A 21,356-nucleotide genomic window follows, 5' to 3' on the forward strand; every position below is an offset into this window, starting at 1 on the left:
CAGTCAACGCGCAAATTCGCGCAAATTCAATGACGCCATCGCGAGCAGGCTCGCTCCCACAGGTCTGGTGTCGATCATAAAAATTGCGAACGACACAAATCCTGTAGGCGCGAGGCTTGCCCGCGAAGAGGCCCGCACAGACGCTAGAAAATCAAAGCCCCTCCAACTCCGCCATCAAGTCATTGAGGCGATCCACCTTCTCCTCGGTGATGTCACTCGCCGCCAACCCGTCGATGTACTCGGCCAACTCCTCCACCGTGCTGCACTCGAACATCGCCCGCAACGGCACATCCCGTTGCAAGGCTTTCTGCACCCGCGAAGCAATCTGCGTCGCCAGCAACGAATGCCCGCCCAGTTCGAAGAAGTTGTCCTGCGCGCCGACCTTCTCGACCTTCAGCACCTCCGCCCAGATATTCGCCAGGGTCTGCTCCAGCTCGGTGCGCGGCGCCTGGTAATCCTGGCTCTGCAACTGGCCGATCTCCAGCGCCGGCAGCGCCTTGCGGTCGAGTTTGCCGTTGGCATTGAGCGGCATCCGCTCCAGCCACAACCAGTGCAGCGGCACCATGTATTCCGGGAGTTCGGTACGCAGGCGTTGCTTGATGCGTTCGAGTCGCTCCGTTGGCTTGATCAAAGCATCCGCCGCGACCAAATAGCCGACCAGATGCTTGCCGTTCACGCCTTCCTGCACACCGACCGCCGCTTCGCGCACTTCCGGTTGCTCATGCAGGCGTGCTTCGATTTCACCCAGTTCGATGCGGTAACCGCGAATCTTCACTTGATGGTCGATACGCCCAACGTATTCCAGCACGCCGTCACTGCGACGTCGGGCCAAGTCGCCGGTGCGATACAGACGATCCCCCGGCGCGCCAAACGGGTTCGGTACAAATACCAGGGCGGTGCGCAACGGGTCGCTGACGTAACCACGCCCGACCCCGGTGCCGGTGACGCACAACTCGCCCGCCGCACCCAACGGCACCAGGTCCAGCGCACCATCGAGCAGGTACAAACGGTTGTTGTCGGTCGGCGTACCGATGGGCAGGTAACTGCCACGGGTCGAGGCCATGTCAACGCGGAAGAACGCCACGTCGTCCGAGCATTCCGCCGGGCCATAGGCATTCACTAGCCCGATCTCCGGGTAGCGCAGCAGCCATTGATGCGCCAGTTCCGGCGGCATCGCTTCACCGGTCGGCAGCATCCAGCGCAGGCCGTCGAGGCTCATGCGTTCCTGGGCGAGCATGCCCTGAATCAGCGACGGTACGCTTTCCAGTACCGTAATGCCCTGGGCCGACACATGCGCCAGTAACCCTTGCGGGTCATGGGCGATGGTGTTCGGCACAATGTCCACCCGCGCCCCGAACAGCGGTGCGGCGAGGAACTGCCAGACCGAAATGTCGAAGCTTTGCGAAGCGGTCTGGGCGATCACATCAACCTCGCTGAGATTCAGGTACGGCACCTTGCTCAACTGGTTGTTGAGCATGCCGCGCTGTTCGACCATCACGCCTTTGGGCAAACCGGTGGAGCCGGAGGTGTAGATCACATAGGCGAGGTTATCCGGGCCACTGTAAACACCCGGATTCGCCACCGATACATCGCTCGCCTGCACCTCTTCCCAGACCAGTAATTTCGGCCGGTTGTCGCAACTGAACGCCTCCAGCAGCGCGACCGCCTGTTCACGACAGGTTTGCGTGCAGACCAGCAATGGCGTGCGGCTCAGGTCGATGATCCGGCTCAGACGCTGACTCGGCAGCCCCGGGTCCAGCGGCAGATAACCCGCGCCCGCCTTGAAGCTGCCGATGATCATGCCGAGCAGATCGAGGTTACGTTCAGCCAGCAATGCCACCGGTTGATCCAGCCCGACCCCGGCCGCGATCAACGCATGACCGAGGCGGTTGCTGCGCCGGTTCAGTTCGACATAACTGTGTTGCTGATCCAGGCAACTGGCGGCAATCCGCTGCGGATGCCGAGCGACCTGCGCTTCGAACAACGCGACATAGCTTTGTTCCAGCGGGTAATCGTGCTCGCTCTGGTTGCAGCCGTGGATCAGGAAATCCTGTTCCTCGTCGCCCAGCAACGGCAGATCGGCCATGTCGCCATGGAAGCCTTCGACCAGCGCCAGCAACAATCGCTTGAACTCGCCGAGCATGCGCTCGACGGTCGATTCGTCGAAATAACGCTGGTCGTAAGACAGGTGCAGCCCCAGGTCATCCCCCGGATAGCAGACCGCCGTCAGCGGGAAGTTGGTGTGGGTGCGGCCCGAATCGGACGTGGCGTTGAGGCTCTGTGCACGGTCCAGCACCGAGACTTCCACCGGAGCGTTTTCGAACACGAACAGGCTGTCGAACAGCGGTTGGCCCTTGGGCAGTTCGCTGTTTTCCTGAATGCTCACCAGCGGCAGGTATTCGTACTCACGCAGTTGCATGTTGCTGTCGAGCAAACCACTCAACCACTGGCGCACACTGCAACGCTGATCGTCCTCGGGCATTGTCACCCGCAGCGCAATGCTGTTGATGAACAGCCCGACGGTGCGCTGCATCTGCGGCATGTCCACCGGACGCCCGGCCACCGTGACGCCGAACAGCACGTCACGATCACCGCTCAAACGTCGTAGCACCAAGGCCCACGCCGCTTGCGCAAAGGTGTTGATGGTCAGTTGATGCGCCTGCGCCAGTTCGCGCAGTTGCGCACCGTCGCTAGCATCAAGCCTTGTGTAGCGGTCACCGACGATCATGCCGCCGCTTTCACCGGCATGCTCACGCAGGAACGGCCGGTCGCTCGGGATCGGCGTGGTCCGTTCGAAACCTTGCAGATTGGTTTTCCACCACTGCCGCGCCTCGGCCAGGCTCTGGCGTTGCAGCCAGCCAATGTAGTCGCGATAACGCGGGGGCACGGTCAGTTGCGCTTCCCGGTCTTCGCCGAGGGCGGGGTAGATTTCGAAGAAATCGTTCATCAGCAGCGAGCGGCACCAGGCATCAATCAGGATGTGGTGGTTGCTCATAATGAACCAGTAACGCGCCGCGCCGACCTTGATCAAGCGCAGGTGGAAAGGTGCCTGATTGAGCAGATCGAACCCGGCTTCACGCTCGCTTTTGAGCAGCGCTTGCAGTTTCGGCTCTTGCTCGGCTTCGGCAATTTGCGTCCAGTCGAGGATCTCGATCGGCGTGCTGCCGGGTTTGTGGATCACTTGCAGCATGTCTTCGCCAACGTTCCAGCAGAACGATGCGCGCAGGGCTTCGTGGCGGGCGATCACCGCTTGCCAGGCCTGGGCGAAACGTTGCGGGTCGAGTTCGCTGTTGATGCGGTAGCGGTCCTGCATGTAGTAGAGGCCGGTGCCCGGTTCCAGCAAGGTGTGCAGCAGCATGCCTTCCTGCATCGGGGTCAGCGGGTAGACGTCTTCGATGACGGCGGCCGGGATTGGCAACGCGTCGATTTGCGGCTGGGTCAGTTTCGCCAACGGGAAGTCCGACGGCGTCAGGCCTCCCGCATCGTCGCGCAGGCAATGTTCGATCAGGCTTTGCAGTTCGCCAAGATAAGCGTTGGCCAGGTCGGTGATGGCTTGCGGATCGTGGCGTTCGGCGCTGAAGGTCCAGCGCAGCACCAGTTCACCGCCATACACCTGACTGTCGACGCTCAGTTCATTGGGCAGCGGCGCGTGCGGATCGTGGGCCGCGCCGACGGGCTCGTCCAGCGGACGGAACAAGGCGTCCGCGCCGAAGCTCTGGTCGAACTGACCGAGGTAGTTGAAGGTGATCGGCGCCACCGGCAACGCGGCCAGGGTCTGACGACTCAGATCATCGGCCAGATAACGCAGCACGCCATAACCCAGGCCTTTGTGCGGCACGGCACGCAGTTGTTCCTTGATCGCCTTGATCGAGGCGCCCTGCCCGTCCGCCGGCATAAGGCGTAACGTATAAGCGCTGGTGAACCAGCCGACGGTGCGGGTCAGGTCGATCTCGTCAAACAGGGTTTCGCGGCCGTGGCCTTCAAGCTGAATCAGCGCCGATTCCTCTCCGCTCCAATTGCACAGCACCCGAGCCAACGCGGTCAGCAGCAGGTCGTTGACGTGCGTGCGATAGGCACTCGGCGCCTGTTGCAGCAACTGGCGAGTACGCTCGGCATCGAGGCGCACGCTGACGGTTTGCGCATGCCGGTTCTGCCGCCCGCCCTCAGGACGATTACAGGGCAATTCGGCGTTCGGCCCGGTCAGTTGCGACTGCCACCAGCTCAGTTCTTCACGCAGGGATTCGCTGCCGGCATAGGCCTGCAAACGGGCGGACCAATCCTTGAGGGCGCTGGTTTTCGCCGGCAGTTTGACCGACTGCCCGGCGTCCAGTTGACGGTAAACGGTTTGCAGATCGTCGAGCAGCACCCGCCACGAAACGCCGTCCACCACCAAGTGGTGAATGGCGATGAACAGCCGTTGTACGCCCTCGGGACCATCGACCAGCAACACGCGCATCAGCGGCCCCTGTTCGAGGTCGAGGCTGCGCTGGGCATCGGCGAACAGCGCGGCGCATTTGTCCATGGACGAAACTCGAACTTGCCATAGCACCGGCACGTTGGAAATCGCCTGATGCTCGGCGCGCCATTGCGTGTCGGTCTGGCTGAAACGCAACCGCAAGGCATCGTGCTGTTCGATTACCGCCAGCAGCGCTTGCTCCAGACGATGGGGTTCCAGCGCGACGGTCGGCTCCAGCAGCAATGCCTGGTTCCAGTGCTGACGCTCGGGAATGTCCGTGTCGAAGAACCAGTGCTGAATCGGCGTCAGACGCGACTCACCGCTGAGCAGGCCTTGCTCGGCGGTGACCTGCTCGGTGCGGGTGGCCACGGCGGCCAGGGTTTGCACGGTCTGGTGCTGGAACAGGTCACGCGGACTGAAATGAATGCCCTGCTGCCGCGCACGACTGACCACCTGGATTGACAGAATCGAATCGCCGCCCAGTTCGAAGAAGTTGTCGTTAAGGCCCACTTGCTCGACGTTCAGCACCTCGCACCAGATGCCGGTCAAGGTCAGCTCTAGCTCGTTGCTTGGCGCCACGTAGTGTTGACGGTTGAGTTCCGGGTCCGGCGCTGGCAAGGCGCGGCGGTCGAGTTTGCCATTGGTGGTCAGCGGCATGCTGGCCAGCAGGATGAGGTGCGTCGGCACCATGTAATCCGGCAGTTGCGATTTGAGGTGATGCTTCAGCGCTTCACGCAATGCCGCTTGTTGCGTTTCGTCCTGCTCGGCGACCTCGGTCACCAGATAGCCGACCAGCTGTTTGCCGCTCGGCGCGTCGAGGGCCAGGACCACGGCTTCGCGGATCGACTCATGCTCCAGCAGACGGGTTTCGATCTCACCCAACTCGATGCGGAAGCCGCGAATCTTCACTTGATGGTCGATGCGCCCCAGATACTCCACCAGGCCATCGGCACGCTGGCGCACCAGGTCGCCGGTGCGGTACAGACGTCCGCCATCGGCGGCGAATGGGTCCGACACAAACCGTTCGGCGGTCATGCCCGGTCGCTGGTGATAACCCTGCGCCAGACCGGCGCCACCGACGAACAACTCACCGGTCGCGCCTTGCGGTACCAAGGCCAGGTCGGCATCGAGGATGTAGGCGACCCGCGCGCCGATCACGCTGCCGATCGGCACGCTGGCCAAGCCTTCTTCCAGCTGTTCGGGTGCGAGACTGGCCAATGGCATGACCACGGTTTCGGTCGGGCCGTAGGCGTTGAAAAACAGGCTTGGTTTGAACGCCGCACGGATTCGCGTCAGGTGTTCACCGGTCAGGGCTTCGCCGCCGGTGATGCACATGCGCACCGGGAGGATTTCGCCCTGGGTCGCCAGCCACTGCGCCAATTGGCTGCCGTAGCTTGGGGTGAAGCCGAGGATGTTGATGTGGTGGCGACGAATGAGCCCGCAGATGTCTTCCGCGTCCCATTGGCCTTGGGCGCGCAGGACAACGTGCGCCCCACTCAACAACGGCACCAGCAAACGCTCGGTCGCAGCGTCGAAGTTGATCGAATAAAAATGCAGTTCGCAATCGTCCGGGCGCATGCCGAAGCGCTCAATGACCGCTTGGCAATGCATGGCGATTTCACCGTGGGACACCACCACACCTTTCGGTTTGCCGGTCGAACCCGAGGTGTAAATCAGGTACGCCTGATGTTGCGGCAGGCTGATAAAGGGCAGTTCGGTGGCCGGGTAATGGGCCAACGCGGCGGCGTCCTCTTCGAGGCACCAACGGCCGACGCTGGCCGGCAATTCGCCGAGCGCGTCGAACATCGCCGCATCGCTGAGCAGCAAACCGATGCCGCTGTCCTCGATCATGTAATGCAGGCGATCGAGCGGGTATTCCGGGTCCAGCGGCACATAAGCGCCGCCGGCCTTGAGGATCGCCAGCAACCCGACGACCATTTCCAGCGAACGCTCAAGCGCCAGGCCGACGCGAACCTGCGGGCCGACACCGCGTTCGCGAAGCATCCAGGCCAGGCGATTGGCGCGGCTGTCGAGTTCGGCGTAGCTCAGGGTTTCACCTGCAAACGTCAACGCCGGTGCGTCTTTGCGGGCGAGGGCTTGCTCGCTGAACAGGTGATGGATGCATTGATCGAGGCGATGCTCGCCCGGTTCGACGCCAAGGCTGTCCAACAGCTTTTGCTGTTCCGTGGCTTCGAGCAACGGCAACTCGCAGAGTCGCTGTTGCGGATCGCTCAGCAGCGCTTCCAGCAGATTGCGCCAGTGCCCGGCCATGCGTGCAATGCGCGGTTCATCGAACAAATCGGTGCTGTAAGTCAGGCAGCAACCCAGTCGATGATCGAGGTCGGTGACTTCCAGGTTGAGGTCGAACTTGGTCGCCCGGGCATCGTTGGCCAGGTACTCGACGGTCATGCCGGCCAGGGTGCGGCTTTGCTGGAATTCCCAGCGTTGCACGTTGCACATCACCTGGAATAGCGGGTTGTACGCGGCACTGCGCGGTGGCTGCAAGGCCTCGACCAAGTGATCGAATGGCAAGTCCTGATGGGACTGGCCTTCGATCACCGTGTGGCGCACCTGCTCGAACAATTCACCGACGGACATCTGCCCGTCGAGCTGGCAACGCAGCACTTGGGTGTTGAGGAACGCCCCGATCAGTCCTTCGCTTTCCGGGCGAATCCGGTTGGCCACCGGCGCGCCGATGCGCAGGTCGTTTTGGCCGCTGTAGCGATAAAGCAGCACGGCCAGTGCGGCTGTCATGGTCATGAACAGGGTCAGGCCGTTTTGCGCGTTGAAGGCGCGTACCCGTGCGGCGAGGTCATCGCTCAGGTCGAAACGGAACAGTTCGCCCTGATGGCTTTGCACCGGCGGACGTGGACGGTCGGCGGGCAATTCCAGCAGCGGATGTTCGCGGCCCAGTTGCGCGGTCCAGTAGTCGAGCTGGCGCTGGCGCTCGCCGGATTCCAGCCACTGGCGCTGCCAGACGCTGTAATCCAGGTACTGCACTGGCAGCGGTGCCAACGGCGATTCGCGGTCATCGACGAACGCTTCGTACAGCGCGCTCAGTTCCCGGGCAAAGATGTCCATCGCCCAGCCTTCGGTGACGATGTGGTGCAAAGTCAGCACCAGATAGTGTTTGTGCTCGGCGGTCTTGACCAGACAGGCGCGCAGCAGCGGACCGGTTTCCAGATCGAACGGTTTATGTGCCTCGTCGTCAGCCAGTTGCTGCACCCGTTGCTCACGGCTGTCGGCCTCCAGCGCCGAGAAGTCCTTCCAGTCCATGCGCATGCCGGTTTGCGCATGCACCTGTTGGCGGGCCACGCCGTCGATGCTCGGGAACGTGGTGCGCAGGGTTTCGTGACGCATGATCAGCGCTTGCAACGCCGCTTCGAAACGCCCGACATCGAGTACACCGCGCAACCGTGCCATGCCGCCGACGTTATAGGCCGGGCTGTCCGGCTCCATTTGCCAGAGAAACCACATGCGTTGCTGGGAATAAGAGAGCGGCACCGGTTGGCGGCGGTCGACGTTCTCGATGGGCGGTTGCTGGTTGGTCTTGCCGCTGGCCTGGATCAGTTGCACCTGTTCGGCAAACGCGCCCAGCTCACTGTTTTCGAACAGTGCCCGCAGCGGCAACTCAATGTCGCAGGCCTGACGGGTGCGGGAAATGATTTGCGTGGCCAGCAACGAATGACCGCCGAGGGCGAAGAAATCATCACGCAGGCCGATCTGCGCAAGGCCGAGCACTTCGCGCCAGATGCCGGCGATTTGCTGCTCAAGCGCTGTGACCGGCTCGACGTGTTCGCGCACTTGCCATTGCGGTTCGGGCAAGGCACGACGGTCGAGTTTGCCGCTCGGGCTCAGGGGCATTTCGTCCAGGCGCATCAGCTGGGCCGGGACCATGTATTCCGGCAGCTCAGCCGCCAGTGCGGCTTTCAGGCGTGCGGTTTGAACATCAACCTGTTCAATGGAATCGGTGGCGGTGTAGTAACCGATCAATTGGCCACCGGCGGCCGTTTCGCGCACCAGCACCACGGCTTGGGCGACGCCTTCCTGGGCCAGCAAGCGCGCTTCGATTTCTTCAGGCTCGACACGGAAGCCGCGCAGTTTGACCTGCTGGTCGAGGCGACCGAGGTATTCGATCACCCCATCCGCCGTCCAGCGCGCACGGTCGCCGGTGCGGTACAGACGCGCGCCCTGCTCGCCCAGTGGATCGACGACAAAACGTTCAGCGGTCAGCCCCGGACGGCCCAGATAACCCCGAGCAAGGCCGATGCCGCTGATGCACAGCTCACCCGGCACCCCGGCCGGCACCGGGTTGAGGTCGCTGTCGAGCACGCGGCACACCACGTTGCCCAACGGACGGCCAATCGGCGAGCGCTCGCCATCGGCGCGGACGCAGTGCCAATGGGTGACGTTGATTGCGGTTTCGGTCGGGCCGTAGCGGTTGTGCAATCGCACGGCCGGCAGTTGTTCCAGCACGCGGTTGCGCAGCTCGGCGGGTAAGGCTTCGCCACCGGAGAAGACCCGGCGCAGGCTGGTGCATTCGGCGGTCAGCGGCTCGTCGATGAACAACGAAAGCAGTGGCGGCACGAAGTGCAGCGTGGTCACGCCGTATTGCTGAACCAGCTGCGCGATGCGATGCGGATCGCGGTGCTCGCCGGGGCCGGCAATCAGCAAGCGGGCGCCGGTGATCAGCGGCCAGAAGCACTCCCACACCGACACGTCGAAACTGATCGGGGCTTTTTGCATCAGCACGTCGGTGTCGTTCAAACCGTAGGTGTTCTGCATCCATTGCAGGCGCTCGGCGAGCGCCGCGTGGGTGTTGCCGACGCCCTTGGGTTGACCGGTGGAACCGGAGGTGTAAATCACGTAGGCGAGGTTGTCGCCGTGAAGGTGCAGGCCCGGCGCCTGGCTTGGCCAGTTCTCCAGATGCAGCGCATCCATGGCGATGAAGCTGACGCCATCGGTGGCCGGCAGGCGTTCGAGCAATTGGGTCTGGGTCAGCAGCAACTCCACGCCGCTGTCGCTGAGCATGTAGGCCAGGCGCTCGGCCGGGTAATCCGGGTCCAGCGGCACGTAGGCACCACCAGCCTTGATGATCGCCAGCAGGCCGATCAGCAACTGCGGCGAACGCTCGGCGGCGATGGCCACGCAGACGTCCGGGCCGACGCCTTTGTCGCGCAGGTAATGGGCCAGGCGGTTGGCCTGGGTGTGCAGTTCGGCGAAATCGAGGCTGCCGCCGTCCCATATCAGCGCGGTGCGTTCCGGGGTCTGGCGCGCTTGCTCGTTGAGCCGTTCCGGCAACCATTGGCTGGCCGGTGTGCACGGCGCGGCGCTCCAGGACGATTGTTGGTCGTGTTCGCTTGCGCTCAGCAGTGGCAGGTCGCCGATGGCGGTGGACGGTTGCTCGCAAATGGCTCGCAGCAGGTGGCTGAAATGCTCGGCCAGGCGCTCGATGGTCGTCGCGTCGAACAGCTCGCTGGCGTAGTCGAAGGACAGGCTCAAGCGACCCTTCTGGTCTTCTTCGCTGTGCAGTTGCAGGTCGAACTTGGCTTCGCGGCTGTGCCACGGCAGTTCTTCGGCGAGCAATCCCGGCAGGCGGCGCAGCGCGTTCAAGTCCCGTTGCTGGTGGTTGAACATCACCCGGAACAAGCCTTGTTCGCGCGCTTGCGGGAACGCTTCGAGCAGTTGTTCGAACGGCAGATCCTGATGCGCTTGCGCCCCCAGCGCGGCCTGGCGGGTTTGCGCCAGCAGCTCAACGAATGGCAGGCGCGAATCCACGTCGGCACGCAGCACCTGGGTGTTGATGAAGAAGCCGATCAGCCCTTGGGTTTCCAGGCGCGGGCGGTTGGCATTCGGCACGCCGATGCGGATGTCGCGCTGGCCGCTGTAGCGGTGCAACAGGCTCTGGAAGGCGGCGAGCAACAGCATGAACGGCGTCGACTCATGCGCCTGGGCGGTCTGGCGAATGGCATCGCTCAGGGTCGCGGCGAGCTTTATCGAGTGGCGGGCAGCACTGTGAACGTGCTGCGCCGAGCGCGGATGATCGGTGGCCAGGTTCAGCGTTGGATGCTCTTCGCCCAACTGCGTTTTCCAGTAGGCGAGTTGACGCTCGCCCTCCCCTTGCGCCAGCCATTGACGCTGCCAGCTGCCGTAATCGGCGTATTGGGTTGGCAATGCGGGAAGCGTGGCCTTTTGTCCCTGGGAAGCCGCGGCGTACAGGCGCGAGAACTCGTCGATCAGCACGTTCAGCGACCAGCCATCGGCAATGATGTGATGCATCGTCACCAGCAGTTGATGGTCATCGTCGTCGAGGCGCACCAGCGTCACCCACAGCAGCGGGCCTTTCTCCAGATCGAACTGGGTGCGGGCTTCGTCCTCACGGATGTGCAGCGCGCGGGCTTCGCGCTCCTCGGCGGGCAGTTCGCTGATGTCGATCAATTGCAGGTTGAATTCGCCCGCCGCATCGACCTGCTGGAGCGCCACGCCGTCCCGTTCGAAGAAGCGTGTGCGCAAGGATTCATGACGTTCGATCAGTTGCTGGAAACTGGCGCGCAAGGCGTTTTCGTCCAGCTCGCCACGCAGGCGCAAGGCTCCGGGAATGTTGTAGGCGCTGCTGTGCGGATCGAGTTGCCAGGTAATCCAGAGGCGGTTTTGCGCCAGAGACTGTGGCATCGGTTCGTGACGCGACAGCGGAGTAATCACGCCTTGGGCCAGGCCGCCGTCCTGTTGCAGCTGAGCGACATCGGCAGTGAAGGCGCCGAGGGTTGGCGCTTCGAACAGCAGGCGCAGGTTCAGCTCCAGTCCGAGTGTTTCACGCAGTCGAGCAACCACTTGAGTGGCGGCGATGGAATTGCCGCCGAGCAGGAAGAAGTGATCGTCGGCGTTAACCTGTTTGACCTGCAGTTGCTCACTCCAGATCTGGCCGATCAAGGCTTGCAGTTCGGAACCCGACGCTGTGCCGGATTCGCCCTGAACGTCCGCTGAAGGGAACAGCGCATAGCTGTCGAGACTGCCGTCCTTCAGACGATTGCGGCAGGCCGAACGTTGCAGTTTGCCGCTGGAGGTTTTGGGCAATGCGCCCGGATTGAGCAGCACCACCACGCTCGGCGCTTGCTGATACGCCTCGGCCACCGCTTGGCGGATGGCTTTGATCAACGCGTCGGGCGGGAGGATTTTCTGCACGCTGCGGCTGATTTCCGCGGCGATGCCGATGCCTTCCTGGCCATCGACAGTGACCGCGAAGGCCGCGACACGGCCTTTGCGCACCACTTCCACTTCGCGTTCGACGGTCTGTTCGATGTCTTGCGGATACAGGTTGTGACCGCGAACGATCAGCATGTCTTTCAGGCGCCCGGTGATGAACAGTTCACCGTCACGCATGAAACCCAGGTCGCCCGTGCGCAGCCAGGTCCGGTCGTTGTGCTGGACGAAGGTCTTGGCGCTGGCCTCGGGGTTGCGCCAGTAGCCATGGGCGATGCTAGGCCCGGCAGCCCACACTTCGCCGACGGCGTTGTCGGTGAGTTCGTTGAGCGCGACCGGGTCGACAATCAACACCGCGTGATCCGGCTGACTGATGCCGCAACTCATGATCGCGCTGCCCTCGCCAGGCTCTGCGCGGTTTTGGGCCAGGGCTTGATCGTCCACGCGCAGGTTGCCGATGCCCCGACCGCGCGGGGTTCCGGCGACAAACAAGGTGGCTTCGGCCAACCCGTAGGACGCCATGAAACTGTCAGTGGTGAAACCGCACACCGCGAACTTTTCGCCGAAACGATCCAGGGTGTCGAGACGAATCGGTTCGGAGCCGGAATACGCGACGCGCCAGCCGCTCAGGTCGAGGCGTTCCAGCGCCGACTCACTGACGCGCTCGCTGCACAGGCGATAGGCGAAATCCGGGCCGCCGCTGATGGTGCCGCCGTATTCGCTGATCGCTTCCAGCCAGCGCAACGGCCGGCCGAGGAAGTACGCCGGTGACATCAACACACACGGTACGCCGCTGAAAATCGGCTGCAACAGACCGCCGATCAGGCCCATGTCGTGGTACAGCGGCAGCCAGCTGACGATCACGTCATCCGGGTTCAGATCGATACCGAAGCCATGACGGATCAGCAGTTCATTGGCCACCAGGTTGCCGTGGCTGACTTGCACGCCTTTGGGCAACGCGGTGGAACCGGAGGTGTATTGCAGAAAGGCGATGTGGTCGCCGGCCAGGTTCGGCGCGACCCAGCTGGCGGCCAAGGCACCGTCGAGGGTGTCGACGCACAGCAGCGGCGGCGCACCTTCAATCTGCAGCAAGGCGTCGCGCAGGCCGGCGCTGGTCAGCAGCAGGCGCGGCTCGGCATCGTTGATGATCGACAGCAAACGTTCCTGGTGATGACGTTTAGCCGACTCCGGCGGATAAGCCGGCACCGCGATCACCCCGGCGTACAGGCAACCAAAAAACGCCGCGACGTAATCCGGGCCGCTCGGAAACAACAGCACGGCGCGATCGCCGAACTCAGCCTCGGCCTGCAACGCACCGGCAATGGTTCGCGCCCGCTGATCCAGCTCGCGATAACTGAGGACCACGGCCTGCTCCGGGGTTTCGGCGAGAAAACGCAAGGCCACCCGATCCGGCGTCAGGGCCGCTCGGCGCTGGAGGGCTTGGACCAGATTGCTTGGGAGTTCGAACGCGTCGGTCATGAGGTTTCCTGCCTGAATTCGGCTTGCAAATGGAATCGGTTTTCTTACGTCACGCCCACTAAAGGGCATGCAGGACGCGGTCTTCGCCGACTGCGCAAAGCATTGGGAGTGCGGTTTTGGCCGGGATTTACCCAGCACCTTTCACCAATGAGAACGGATGACGTCTTGAAATAATTAGTCGGCAGGGTCGATCGTCAACGGAACCAACTGCTGCACGCGAGTGCGACAGCGTGTCGCAGTTCTCACTCTGCACCGTTGAGGATCATTAGTTCTCTTTCTCAATTGACAATCATTATCATTCAGCATAATTTGTCGCTCGATGTGTAGGACGGCCACCCCCCCGCCGCCCCACCAACCTATTGGCAGCAAGGTGATTTCCATGACGGAACAAGTATCCACAAGCAGGTGCGATTCACCGCTACTTCAGGCCTTTGTCGACAACCGACTGATTCTGGTCAAGATTGCAGCGCGGATTACCGGTTGCCGGTCGCGTGCTGAAGACGTGGTCCAGGATGCGTTTTTCCGGCTGCAATCGGCGCCGCAAATCACGTCATCCTTCAAGGCTCAGCTCAGTTATCTGTTCCAGATCGTGCGCAACCTGGCGATCGACCACTATCGCAAGCAGGCGCTGGAGCAGAAATACTCCGGGCCGGAAGAGGAAGGTCTGAACGTGGTGATTCAGGGCGCTTCGCCGGAAACCTCGCACATCAATTTCTCGACCCTGGAAAACATCGCCGATGCGCTGACGGAGCTGCCCAGCCGTACCCGTTACGCCTTCGAGATGTACCGCCTGCACGGCGTGCCGCAAAAGGACATCGCCAAGGAACTCGGCGTCTCGCCGACCCTGGTGAACTTCATGATTCGCGATGCGCTGGTGCACTGCCGCAAGGTGTCGGGCAATCGTGTGGATACCTTTGCCCGTCGCTAAAAGCTCAAATTTGCGGTGACCCCGATCGCGAGCAGGCTCACTCCTACATTGGATCTTTGGTGTTCACCGATTGTGTGTTCACTGGAGATTCAATGTGGGGGCGAGCCTGCTCGCGATGGGGCACTCAAGGTCAGTGCAGACCTTGAGCCATCAGCATCACGCCAACTTGCACCGAGCAAAAAACCGCTCCCGCCCCAGCATCATCAACGCCGCGCGCTTGTGCGGAAAGTCGAACTCCTTCTCACAGTGGTAACCCTGGTCCTGCATGTACTTGATCATCTTCCCGTTGTCGGCGCGAGGCTCGGCGACGACTCGCTGGGTGCGCGGATCGTCGAGAAACAGGTAGTGCGTCAACGCCGATAACCAGCTCGCCACCTTGTGCGGGCCACGGTGATTTTCTTCACCCACCAGCATGTGGATACCACGGTCGTAATCGCCGGTGTCATAGAACGGCGCGATGCGATCTTCCTTGGCCCAGTAGGCTTCGAAATAGGCAAACGGCTGATCATCGAAACAACCGATCAGGGTCAGGGTGTGAGGATCGGCTTCGAGTTTGCTCAGGTACTCGCGGTGCTGCTCGAGGCTGCCCTCTTCCTGCCAGAAACTCGCGACCCGCGGGCTGTTCTGCCAGCGATTGAAACGCCCCAGGTCCAGATCGATATCCAGCGTGCGCAGGGAAATCCAGCCACCGAGCCGCGCATCGAAGCGCCGATAGACTTCACCGCGTGGTTTTAGCGGGCGCAGCGGATGACGCTTGGCGCCACTGATGACCATTTGCTGCGGATAAGTGTCGGCCTGCGCCTGGCTGAGCCACGGCTGGGGCAACTGCCAGAACAGCGTGCGTTCGCAACGGTATTGGCCGGCGGTGTCGGTGGGAATCAGCAAACCGCTCGCCAAGGCGTCGGCAGGCGATTGCTGCAGTTGAAACGTCAGGTGCTGGCACGCCGGATCACGGGCAAACAGCCAATAGCAGGTGGCCCAGAGCGCCTGACTTTCAGGCGTGTCGAAACGCTTTTCGACCTGCACCTGCACATCGGGCTCGCGGGTCAGGCGCAGCTCGATCAGCGGCTGCCCTTCCAGGCTGAGGTGCAGGCGACTCTGGGTTTCATCAGCTACAAGACAGCTTCCGTTGGGCAAGGCCAGGGCAGTCAGGTCATTCAGATTGGGCATGGGTCGGGCTCACGATAATCGTCGACAGTTCAACCCTGTGACGTGAGCCGGGGCAGGAAATTTAAGTGAAGTCGCGAACTGGCGCGACCGGCGGTGTCATTCAGGGCTTGGGCACCGCCACCACCGCAATCTTGTATGGATCGAAAATCTTCAGCATCTGCCCATTGTCCCGCAACCCTTGCAGCAACTTGCCGAACGCCTCGCCGCTGATGGGCGCGGACGGACGCAGGATCGCGTAGTGGTGATACACCTGATCGACGCGCTGCGACACCAGCAGCTGATCGGCCACAAGCTCGTTGCGCAGCAGGTAATCGCTCAGGTAGGAACGCGTCACCAAGGCAATGTCTGCCCTCCCGCGCAGCACCATCAGCAGGTTGCTGTCATGGGAATAGGTCAGCGTGGCGTCGTAGTTCTGCGCGAGGAATTTCGGGTCGGCATTGAAGTTGGCGAACTCGTAGTGATAGCCGCTGAACAGCGCCAGACGCTTGCCGGTGAGGTCGGCAAAATAACTTTGCTGGCGCTCGGGCTCACGTTGCGCGACGAAAATCTCGGCGTCTTCAAGCCCCATGTCGACGCTGGTGTGGGGAATGTCCTTCCAGCCCCAGTCCGGGTTCTCGAAAATGGCCATGTCGACCCGACCTTGCTTGAAATCACCGAATCGCCGAGGAATCGAAGTCGGCACCAGGACGAACTGATAGTCGCTCTGCGATTGATTCAAGGCTTCTACCAATTGCGGCAGCAGGCCAGTGTCGGCACCGGATTCCGGGCGCACGGTATAAGGCGGGAAATGTGCGGCACCGACACGCACCAGTTGTGCAGCCTGGGACGGCAATACCCAAACCGCCGCGAGCGACGCCAGCAAAAGCCGCGTGGCCGTCCTAATTGGCGAAGACATCAAAACAACCCACTCCCCAAAAAATACCCATCAATGCATTCAAGCTAGGCGGTTTCGGCCACTTAGCCAGTTTCCTGCTGGCTCATGACACCTTATTACTTCTCTTCGAGCACAAGAATCAATGCTTCATCGGCCAATTGATCGAGGCTCATGCTGCCGCCGGCACGAAACCAGGTGGTGGTCCAGGACAACGCCCCCGTCAGAAAACGACGCGTGATGAACACATCGCCGCGGATAAAACCGGCGTCCTTGGCTTCACCCAACACCTGCAGCCAAAGCGCTTCGTAAATATCGCGCAGCGCCAGCACCTGCGCCTGACCGTCTTCGGACAGCGAACGCCATTCGTACACCAACACCGCCATGGCCTCGCCGCTGCCGCCCATGATCGACTGCAATTCGCAGCGAATCAGCGCCAGCACCCGCTCGCGTACATTGCCGGCCTCGGCCAGGGCGGCGTGCATCAACGCCGTGTTGTAGCGGATGGTCTCTTCCATCACCGCGCGCAGGATCTCGTCCTTGCTTTTGAAGTGATGAAAAATGCTGCCCGACTGAATGCCCACGGCGCCAGCCAGATCGCGCACCGTGGTGCGTTCATACCCTTTGTTACGGAACAGGTGAGCCGCCACTTGCAGCAGTTTGCCGCGGGCGCTGTCGGGGTCGGTCAATTGGCCGCTGTCGACCAATTCGCGCATGACCCCCAGGGCTTTTTGCTCGTCCACCCATTCTCTCCTACAGTCGATCAATCAAATGCGCCGCCCGCCGCTAAAACAGCGGGGTTGCGCGGGCAATTTAAGCTGGCGACGACAACCAAGCAAGCGCTCGGGCAGAAGATATTTCAGTCGTTTACAAACCAAGCGCTTGCTTGGTAGTCTCGATACACTTCTATCGGAGGTGGTTATGGAAAGGACTGCGCCAGAAACGATTCGCATCGGATGCGCCAGCGCGTTCTGGGGCGATACCTCAACCGCTGCTGCGCAACTGGTGCACGGTGGGCGTCTGGACTATCTGGTCTTCGACTATTTGGCAGAAATCACGATGTCGATCATGGCCGGCGCACGGATGAAAGATCCGCAGGCGGGCTATGCGGGCGACTTCATCGAAGTCCTCAGTCCATTGCTTGGGCAACTCGCCGAACAACACATCCGCGTCATCAGCAATGCCGGCGGGGTCAATCCACAGGCCTGCGCCGCTGCCTTGCAAGCGGCATGTGACAAGGCCGGGGTGGCACTGAAAATTGCCGTGTTGCTGGGCGACGACCTGCAACCGCAGTTCAAACAGCTGAGCAGCCGTGGCCTGCATGAAATGTTCAGCGGCGCGCCCTTGCCGCCGATGTGCGTCTCGACCAACGCCTACCTCGGCGCACCGGGCATTGTCGAAGCCCTTCGATTGGGTGCCGACATCGTCATTACCGGACGCGTCGTCGACAGCGCGGTCGTCAGTGCCGCGCTGGTCCATGAATTCGGCTGGTCCTGGCATGACTACGACAAACTGGCCCAGGCCGCATTGGCCGGGCACATCATCGAATGTGGCGCCCAGTGCACCGGCGGCAATTTCACCGATTGGCGCGATGTGCCCGATTACGAACACATTGGCTTCCCCATCGTCGAAGTCAGCGCCGACAGCCAGTTCATCGTCAGCAAACCCGAGGGCTCAGGCGGCCTGGTCACGCCGTTGACCGTCGGCGAACAAATGCTCTATGAAATCGGCAACCCCCAGGCCTACCTGCTGCCTGACGTGGTCTGCGATTTCACCCAGGTCAAACTCGTGCAACAAGGTAAAAACGCAGTTCAGGTGCATGGCGCCAAAGGCTTGCCGCCTACCGATCAATACAAGGTCAGCGCGACTTACCCGGACGGTTTCCGCTGCACCGCCAGTTGCCTGATCGCCGGGATCGATGCCGTGGCCAAGGCCGAACGGGTCGGCCAGGCGATCATCAACAAGACCTCGGAGATCTTCAGCCAGCGCGGCTGGGCGCCCTACAGCGAAGTGAACATCGAACTCCTGGGCAGCGAGGCCACTTACGGTGCCCACGGCCAACGCCAGGACAGCCGCGAAGTGGTGATCAAACTCGCGGTGCGCCATCCGAACAAACAGGCATTGATCGTGTTCTCCCGGGAAATCGCCCAGGCCGCCACCGGCATGGCGCCGGGACTGACCGGGATTGTCGGTGGACGGCCGACGGTGTATCCGCTGATCCGGCTGTTCTCGTTCCTCATCGACAAAACCGCCTGCACGCTGGAAATTGATCTACAGGGCCAACGCCACCCGTGCGCCCTGCCCGCCGTCGATGTGCTCGACCCGGATGACTTGCCCGTTCCGTTCGACCCGCCGCAACCCACAGGCCGCGCCGATGCCAGCGTGGCCCTGATCAAACTCGCCGTCGCGCGCTCCGGCGACAAGGGTAATCACAGCAACATCGGCGTCATGGCCCGGGAAGCCGAGTATCTGCCATGGATCGCCGAAGCCCTGACGCCTGAGGTGATGGTCGACTGGATGAGCCATGTCCTTGACCCGATCCACGGACGTGTCGAGCGTTGGTATTTGCCCGGCACCCACAGTTTCAATTTTCTCCTGGAGAACGCCCTCGGCGGCGGTGGCGTGGCCAGCCTGCGAATCGATCCGCAAGGCAAAGCCTTCGCCCAGCAGTTGCTGGACATCCAGATTCCGGTGCCCCAGGGCATCGCCGACCAGGTCAACTAGAGGACGGTCGCCATGGCCTACGATTCGATTTTCAAAGCCGGTTTGTTTGCAGGCCAAACCATCATCGTCACCGGTGGCGGCAGCGGCATCGGTCGGTGCACCGCCCATGAGCTGGCGGCACTTGGCGCCCATGTGCTGCTGATCGGGCGCAAGGCCGACAAGTTGAAAAACGTCGCCGCCGAGATTGCCGAAGACGGCGGCAAGGCGGACTGGGCCACCTGCGACATTCGTGAAGAAGAAGCGGTCAGGCATCTGGTCAGCGAGTTGATCCGCCAGTACGGCCCAATCCACGGTTTGGTCAACAATGCCGGTGGCCAATACCCGTCGCCGCTGGCCTCGATCAATCAGAAGGGTTTCGAAACCGTGATGCGCACCAACCTGGTGGGCGGTTTCCTGATGGCCCGGGAAGTGTTCAACCAATCCATGAGCAAACACGGCGGCGCCATCGTCAACATGCTCGCCGACATGTGGGGCGGCATGCCCGGCATGGGCCACTCGGGCGCAGCGCGCTCGGGCATGGACAACCTCACCAAGACTGCCGCCTTCGAATGGGGTTATGCCGGGGTACGGGTCAACGCGGTGGCGCCGGGTTGGGTGGCATCGAGCGGTATGGACACTTACGAAGGTGCGTTCAAAGCGGTGATTCCAACCTTGCGCGAGCATGTGCCGCTCAAGCGCATCGGCACGGAATCCGAAGTCAGCGCGGCGATTGTTTTCCTGCTCAGCCCAGCCGCCGCGTTCATCAGCGGCAGTACGCTGCGCATCGACGGCGCCGCGAGTCTCGGCGGTCGGGCGTGGCCGATTCACAAGGCGACGAACAGTGAGTCGTACAACGGTTTTCACCGCGCCTACCTTCCTGATGTGCTCAAGGACAAGGAATAAACCATGCCGGTGATCCAGTCCCAGGTAGACCCGTTCAGCGAACAGTTCGCCCAGAACCGCACGGCCATGCTGGTCGGCATCGAGCAGGTCCGCCAGCTCGAACAAAACCTGCTGAACAAGGCGGCCGAAGCCAAGCCCAAATTCGACAAACGCGGCCAGTTGCTGCCCCGTGAACGCCTCAATCTGCTGCTCGACCCTGGTGCGCCGTTCCTCGAACTGGCGAGCCTGGCCGGCTACAAACTGCACGACGACAAGGACGGCAGCTCGGCCGGCGGCGGCTTGATCGCCGGGATCGGCTACGTGTCCGGCGTGCGGGTGCTGGTGGTGGCGAATAACAGTGCGATCAAGGGCGGGACCATTTCCCCCAGCGGTCTGAAAAAGTCCCTGCGTCTGCAACAGATCGCCATGGAAAACAAACTGCCGGTGATCACCCTCGCCGAGAGCGGCGGCGCCAATCTCAATTACGCGGCGGAGATTTTCGTCGAAGGCGCGCGCAGCTTTGCCAATCAGGCGCGGATGTCGGCCATGGGGCTGCCGCAGATTACCGTGGTCCACGGCTCGGCCACAGCGGGCGGAGCTTATCAGCCGGGGCTCTCGGATTATGTGGTGGTGGTGCGCGGCAAGGCGAAGCTGTTTCTGGCCGGCCCGCCGCTGCTCAAGGCCGCCACAGGGGAAGTCGCCACCGATGAAGAACTGGGCGGCGCCGAGATGCACGCACAAACCGCCGGCACCGCCGAATACCTGGCCGAGAACGATGCCGATGGCGTGCGCCAGGTGCGCGAGATTGTCAGTCTGCTGTCGTGGAATTCACGGCTGCCGGTAGCGCCCGCCCGGTATTGGGAAGACCCGCTCTACCCGATCGACGAGTTGCTCGGGCTGATTCCCGACGATCCGAAAAAGCCCTATGACGTGCGCGAAATCATCGCGCGGATTGCCGACGGTTCGAGCTTCCTCGAGTTCAAGGGTGAGTTCGATCAGCAGACCCTCTGCGGCCATTTGCACATTCAGGGCCGCGCCTGCGGATTCATCGGCAACAACGGCCCGATCACGCCCAAGGGGGCGAGCAAGGCGGCGCAATTCATTCAGCTGTGTGACCAGAGCCGGACGCCGCTGCTGTTTTTCCACAACACCACCGGGTTCATGGTCGGCACCGAGTCGGAACAGCAAGGCGTGATCAAGCACGGCGCGAAGATGATTCAAGCGGTGGCCAACGCCCGGGTGCCTAAACTGACCATCGTCGTCGGCGGCTCCTACGGCGCCGGCAACTACGCGATGTGCGGCCGCGGCCTCGACCCGCGTTTCATCTTCGCCTGGCCCAACAGCCGCACCGCCGTCATGGGTGGTGCCCAGGCCGGCAAGGTGCTGCGCATCGTCACCGAGGCCAAACAACTCAAGGACGGCCTGGTGCCGGACCCCAAAATGCTCGACATGCTGGAACAGGTGACCGCGCAGAAACTCGACAGCCAGTCCACCGCGCTGTATGGCAGCGCCAACCTGTGGGACGACGGGCTGATCGACCCGCGGGATACCCGGACCTTGCTCGGTTACTTGCTGGACATCTGTCATGAGGCCGAAGTGCGGCCACTGCAAACCAACAGTTTTGGCGTCGCGAGATTCTGATCGCGGATCACAGGAGAACAATAAAA

General features: G+C 62.2%; 8 protein-coding genes. 4 read left to right on the forward strand and 4 right to left on the reverse strand.

Annotated features, from left to right (window positions below):
- Positions 1 to 151: 151 nt before the first annotated feature.
- Complete coding sequence (locus FBY01_RS16340) at positions 152 to 13,135, reverse strand: non-ribosomal peptide synthetase (RefSeq protein ID WP_145308604.1); 12,984 nt, start codon at positions 13,133 to 13,135, stop codon at positions 152 to 154.
- A 379-nt stretch (positions 13,136 to 13,514) separates the two neighbouring features.
- Between FBY01_RS16340 and FBY01_RS16345 the strand changes: the two genes are divergently transcribed.
- The gene (locus FBY01_RS16345; protein ID WP_010461205.1) at positions 13,515 to 14,063 is read left to right on the forward strand and encodes an RNA polymerase factor sigma-70; all 549 of its coding nucleotides are present in this window, start codon (positions 13,515 to 13,517) and stop codon (positions 14,061 to 14,063) included.
- A gap of 156 nt (positions 14,064 to 14,219) precedes the next feature.
- On the opposite strand, the gene FBY01_RS16350 is transcribed toward FBY01_RS16345, so the two are convergent.
- The 3 genes from FBY01_RS16350 to FBY01_RS16360 all read right to left on the reverse strand — a co-directional run bounded on the left by FBY01_RS16350 (position 14,220) and on the right by FBY01_RS16360 (position 16,847).
- Positions 14,220 to 15,233 carry a GNAT family N-acetyltransferase gene (locus FBY01_RS16350; protein ID WP_145308605.1) on the reverse strand — a complete coding sequence of 338 codons (1,014 nt, stop codon included), beginning with the start codon at positions 15,231 to 15,233 and terminating at the stop codon, positions 14,220 to 14,222.
- Between the two features lie 100 nt (positions 15,234 to 15,333).
- Entirely contained in the window at positions 15,334 to 16,128 is a 795-nt protein-coding gene (locus tag FBY01_RS16355; RefSeq protein WP_174604246.1) for an ABC transporter substrate-binding protein, read from the reverse strand.
- A gap of 95 nt (positions 16,129 to 16,223) precedes the next feature.
- Positions 16,224 to 16,847, reverse strand: coding sequence for a TetR/AcrR family transcriptional regulator (locus tag FBY01_RS16360; protein ID WP_010461210.1), 624 nt, complete (start codon positions 16,845 to 16,847; stop codon positions 16,224 to 16,226).
- A 178-nt stretch (positions 16,848 to 17,025) separates the two neighbouring features.
- Between FBY01_RS16360 and FBY01_RS16365 the strand changes: the two genes are divergently transcribed.
- The 3 genes from FBY01_RS16365 to atuC are packed head-to-tail and all read left to right on the forward strand — an operon-like array spanning position 17,026 to position 21,330.
- Positions 17,026 to 18,828 carry an acyclic terpene utilization AtuA family protein gene (locus tag FBY01_RS16365; protein WP_010461213.1) on the forward strand — a complete coding sequence of 601 codons (1,803 nt, stop codon included), beginning with the start codon at positions 17,026 to 17,028 and terminating at the stop codon, positions 18,826 to 18,828.
- 12 nt (positions 18,829 to 18,840) lie between these two features.
- The gene (locus FBY01_RS16370) at positions 18,841 to 19,710 is read left to right on the forward strand and encodes an SDR family oxidoreductase (protein WP_145308607.1); all 870 of its coding nucleotides are present in this window, start codon (positions 18,841 to 18,843) and stop codon (positions 19,708 to 19,710) included.
- Positions 19,711 to 19,713: 3 nt separating this feature from the next.
- Positions 19,714 to 21,330, forward strand: a complete 1,617-nt coding sequence (atuC, locus tag FBY01_RS16375) for a geranyl-CoA carboxylase subunit beta (protein WP_010461216.1) — start codon at positions 19,714 to 19,716, stop codon at positions 21,328 to 21,330.
- The last annotated feature ends 26 nt before the right edge of the window (positions 21,331 to 21,356 follow it).

Source organism: Pseudomonas sp. SJZ077 (genome assembly GCF_007993905.1).
In the GTDB taxonomy this organism is placed as follows: domain Bacteria; phylum Pseudomonadota; class Gammaproteobacteria; order Pseudomonadales; family Pseudomonadaceae; genus Aquipseudomonas; species Aquipseudomonas mandelii.